4 protein-coding genes are annotated in these 4,404 nt (G+C 41.6%); 2 read left to right on the top strand and 2 right to left on the bottom strand.

Annotated features, from left to right (window positions below; all coding sequences use genetic code 11):
- Positions 1–288 precede the first annotated feature (288 nt).
- Both A9239_RS13245 and A9239_RS13250 read left to right on the top strand, forming a co-directional pair.
- The gene (locus tag A9239_RS13245) at positions 289–567 is read left to right on the top strand and encodes an ACT domain-containing protein (protein WP_048116449.1); all 279 of its coding nucleotides are present in this window, start codon (positions 289–291) and stop codon (positions 565–567) included.
- Positions 568–629: 62 nt separating this feature from the next.
- Positions 630–1,991, top strand: a complete 1,362-nt coding sequence (locus A9239_RS13250; protein ID WP_048116446.1) for a PFL family protein — start codon at positions 630–632, stop codon at positions 1,989–1,991.
- Between the two features lie 598 nt (positions 1,992–2,589).
- Here A9239_RS13250 and A9239_RS13260 read toward each other — a convergent pair.
- Together A9239_RS13260 and A9239_RS20570 are read right to left on the bottom strand one after the other, a co-directional pair.
- Entirely contained in the window at positions 2,590–3,423 is an 834-nt protein-coding gene (locus tag A9239_RS13260; RefSeq protein ID WP_230629065.1) for a HEAT repeat domain-containing protein, read from the bottom strand.
- Between the two features lie 21 nt (positions 3,424–3,444).
- Positions 3,445–3,861: a HEAT repeat domain-containing protein gene (locus A9239_RS20570; RefSeq protein WP_230629064.1), complete on the bottom strand. Its 417-nt coding sequence runs from the start codon at positions 3,859–3,861 to the stop codon at positions 3,445–3,447.
- Between the last annotated feature and the right edge of the window lie 543 nt (positions 3,862–4,404).

Consider the following 4,404-nt stretch of genomic DNA (forward strand, 5'->3'; position numbering starts at 1 on the left):
TTCAACATAATTACTTTTTCGGGGTCGGGATTTTTAGAGTTATTAGTTTTAAATTATCTCCCAGGGTCTAAAACTTTAAGAATGGTTTCCTTTAGGGTCATTTCCATCCAGGAACGGTTTTCTTTAAGAACAATCGGCTTTATGGATGACTTACTTTAAGGACAGTTTACTTTAAAGCAGCAGTTCACTTTATTAGTAATTAGGTCTTCAATCTGAGCAAAATCTCTCAGTTTATAACATTTGAGCATCGGCCTGCAGGAAAAAGGTCCGAGCAACAGGAGACATAAAATGACATCAAGTCGTTTCATAATTACGGTTATAGGCAGCGACCGGGTAGGAATTGTTGCCAGAATCACTACTGTGATGGCAAGTTTCAATGTAAATATTGTTGATATTACTCAGACTATCATGCAGGGTATATTCACCATGATTATGCTTGCAGAAGCTCCACAGGAAAATTTTGACCTTGCGGCTTTCCAGGAGGCTATGAGTGCCGAGGGAAAGAGCCTTGGAGTCGAGGTTAAGGTACAGCACGAAGACGCATTCCGCTTTATGCACAGGATCTGATCTGGAGACTATCTGAAAATGATCTGGAAAATTAATCTGTCTGGAATGAGAGGTAATTTTTCATGTATATAAACCCAAAAGAAATTCTGGAAACAATCCAGATGATCAGGATGGAACATCTCGACATCAGAACCGTAACAATGGGTATCAGCCTGAGGGACTGCAGCCATCCTGATATTGAGGTTTTCAATGAGAATATCTATGAAAAGATAACCGCCCGTGCAAAAGAACTTGTGCGTACAACAAATGAAATCCAGAGCCTCTATGGAATTCCAATAATCAATAAGAGAATCTCAGTAACTCCAATAGCTGTGGCGGCCGAAAGTTGCAGGTCTCCTGATTTCGTTTCCATTGCAAAAACCATGGACGAAGCTGCAAAAGATGCACAGGTAGACTTTATAGGAGGTTTCAGTGCCCTTGTCCACAAAGGAGCAACCGTTGGGGATCTAAAGCTTATAAATTCCATTCCTGAAGCCCTTAAAGACACTGAAAAGGTCTGCTCGTCGGTAAATGTTGCAACCACAAAAACCGGGATTAATATGGATGCAGTTGGCCTGATGGGCAGCATCATTAAAAAGACTGCGGATTTGACTGCGGATAGGGATGGGATAGGTTGTGCCAAGCTTGTAGTCTTTGCAAATGCCCCTGAAGACAATCCCTTTATGGCAGGAGCCTTTCACGGAATCGGTGAACCTGAGTGCGTTATCAACGTTGGGGTCAGTGGGCCTGGCGTTGTGAATGCTGCAATTCGAGAACTTGAAAACCCAAATCTTACGGAAATTTCGGAGACCATCAAAAAGACGGCCTTTAAAATAACCCGCATGGGAGAAATGGTGGGTCGGGAGGTTTCGCGAAGGCTTGGAGTCGAATTCGGGATTCTTGACCTTTCCCTGGCTCCTACACCTGCAATTGGGGACAGTGTTGCTGCGATTCTTGAGGCAATGGGGCTTGAGCGCTGCGGAGCTCACGGAACGACTGCAGCCCTTGCACTTTTGAATGATGCCGTAAAAAAAGGCGGAGCAATGGCTTCCTCCTCAGTAGGAGGCCTGAGTGGGGCTTTTATCCCTGTCAGCGAGGACGCAGGCATGATAGAAGCCGTCAGGGCCGGAGCCCTCAGCCTAGAAAAACTTGAAGCTATGACCAGCGTCTGCTCGGTCGGACTTGATATGATCGCAGTTCCTGGGGATACTCCTGCTTCCACCCTTTCGGCTATTATCGCTGACGAGATGGCCATAGGAGTAATAAATAGAAAAACGACGGCAGTCAGAGTTATCCCAGCTCCTGGAAAAGGAGTTGGAGATTCCGTAGAATTCGGCGGCCTTCTTGGAAATGCCCCTATTATGCCGGTAAGCGATTTCAGTTCCGAGACTTTCGTAAAACGGGGAGGAAGAATCCCGGCTCCTATCCAGTCCCTTACAAACTGAAGGATGAACCAGCTAAAGGGTTAACCAGCCGGTAAATCCGGCAACTTATTTTTTGTCTTTCGGAAGCGGGTCGACAAGCCATCAGGTATTTTTCAATACGAGTCTACTGATTTTTGTCATGGAATAATATATCTGTCTTTCCGCAGGTGCGGCAAGAAGATGTACTATGAACTGCATCATATGCTACCTTTTCCATTTGAGGTAATCCTAACGTGACATGCAGAAATTGTAGCGTTTGTGTGAAGCTCACACGACAATATCGAGAGCTCAAGGAACCTGACTTTGATAATTGGTTAGGATAAGAATACTATGAAGAACGTAAAGTGAACCATCGTAAGAATCGTGAATTCAAATAAGCGAAAATGGTCCAAAGTGAAATTTGCTGTGTAAACCAGCCCTTCAGGATCAACAGGGTTCAATTCTTCTTTAAAATCGTCACCAAGATGATGATGTTCTGTATCGAGAACTATTTCGGCCGCCAAAACGTTTGAAACGGAAGTAACTGAAAAAACAATTACTAATAACATGAGAATGAATGAATTCGTTATCGCAGACACATATACCCAACCCACATAAGAAGATTTGAATCACATTCAAATCAGCGCCTGTTGACTATGAGGGCTGAAATCACTAACTCTGACAAAACAAACATTACCCCGAGTCCCGGAATACTAACTGACGACTGTAAATCTTCTGCATCTTCTTCAGTTTCGTTAATATCTTCGGTTTCGTTAGCATTTTCAGTTCTTACTGGTTCTTCATTCTTTTCGATGTCTTCTGCTAGCTTCGGTAAGAGTTCCTCATCTACAGGAAATTCTGCATAGCTAAATATGACAGGCACATCGGCAACTCCAATCTCTTTTCCTGCCTGGTCAAATATATTGTAAATATCACCAAGAGTTGAATTGTTAACTTCCGAGCCTTCCAGAATTCCTACTCTTATACGGTTATCAATGCTCCAGCCATAGCTTATAACCGGCCCCTGCGGATAATTATAAGGTTCCATGGAATCTCTCACAAGGTCGCAGATTTTATTGAGCTGATCTAACCATTCTCGTCTCTGGTCTTCAATATAGAATTCGCGTTCTTTTCCATAAGTGGCAATTAACGTATTTTTCTTTTGAGACTCAATGCTTTTAAGTCCAATTTTTGCAAATACCCTAACAGTCTCATCCTTATCATTCAGGGCATCTGTAAGCGGTCCAACTGCACGCTTGTCTCCAATTCTGCCGAGAGCTTCAGCTGCACGCACCCGAACTCTGGAGTCTTCATCGTTAAGAGCCTGGATCAAAGGCTCTACAGCAGGTTCGCCCATCAGGCCAAGATTATAACCCAGATCTGCATCAAGTTCGGGGTCTTCTTTCAAGGCCTGAATCATAGGCTGAATTGCTCTTTCATCTTTTATTCCAGCAAGAACTGCAATAACTTTCATCTGTAGAAACACATCTTCATTTTATTCCTGCAAGATCTTAATTAGTGGCTCTATAGCAGGTTTTCCGATTTCAACAAGAGCATTGGTTGCAGCACTTTCAACTTCCCACTCTTCATCCGTCAACAATTTGACGAGCGGATCTATAGCTCTTTCATCTTTGATCTTACCAAGATTAATAGCCGCGTTTTCACGAATTTCCGGGTCTTTGGAATCCAGTGTCTGTATTAAAGGTCCTACTGCGGGCTCTCCGGCTGCGACCGGAACTTTTACGGAGTCAGCTTTGACATCTACATCCTGTGCGTTGAAATTCTCAATTAAGGCCTCAATATCCTGCTCATCTGAAGCAGCACTGGCTACATTAACAACAGAAAATATAGATAACTGGAGAATAACCAATGCAAAAAATATAAGATGAATATTTAACTTTTCAATCCCCATTTGACCACTTGATCCATCTTCATCTTAGAGCTACCTGGTTATGATATTCATAGCAAGTAATTAGTACTCAACAATACATGCAATAGTAATAACCACGAGTATCTTTGATATATTTGTGATATAGTCAATGAAGTATAGGGAAAATCTTTAAGAATTAGCTTTAAGTGACCTTTTAGTCTTTAAACATATAAATTTTTCTTATTTTTTTGAAAAATTTATTTTGTTTAATGATGAAGACAAAGGAAATAGAAATGTAATTCAGCCGGGGAAATCTGCGTGTAACTTGAATCTATCCAAATAAACTATTATGGGATTGTTTGACTGACCTTTTAAAGCAAGGATGGCCTCTGTTCAGCAAGCTTTTCGTAAAGGTTCGGGATGAATAATGAGTTTTCAGTGAAAATAGTGAGTATTCCCATGAGTAGAATTTAGAAGATGGTACTTTTCAATATGTATTGGAGATTTCAATTAATATGGTTAATGATCCTGTAGATTAATACTGATTTTGATTACTGATTTTGATTACTGATTTTGAATACTGAT

The sequence above is a fragment of the Methanosarcina sp. A14 genome, from assembly GCF_001729375.1.
In the GTDB taxonomy this organism is placed as follows: domain Archaea; phylum Halobacteriota; class Methanosarcinia; order Methanosarcinales; family Methanosarcinaceae; genus Methanosarcina; species Methanosarcina barkeri.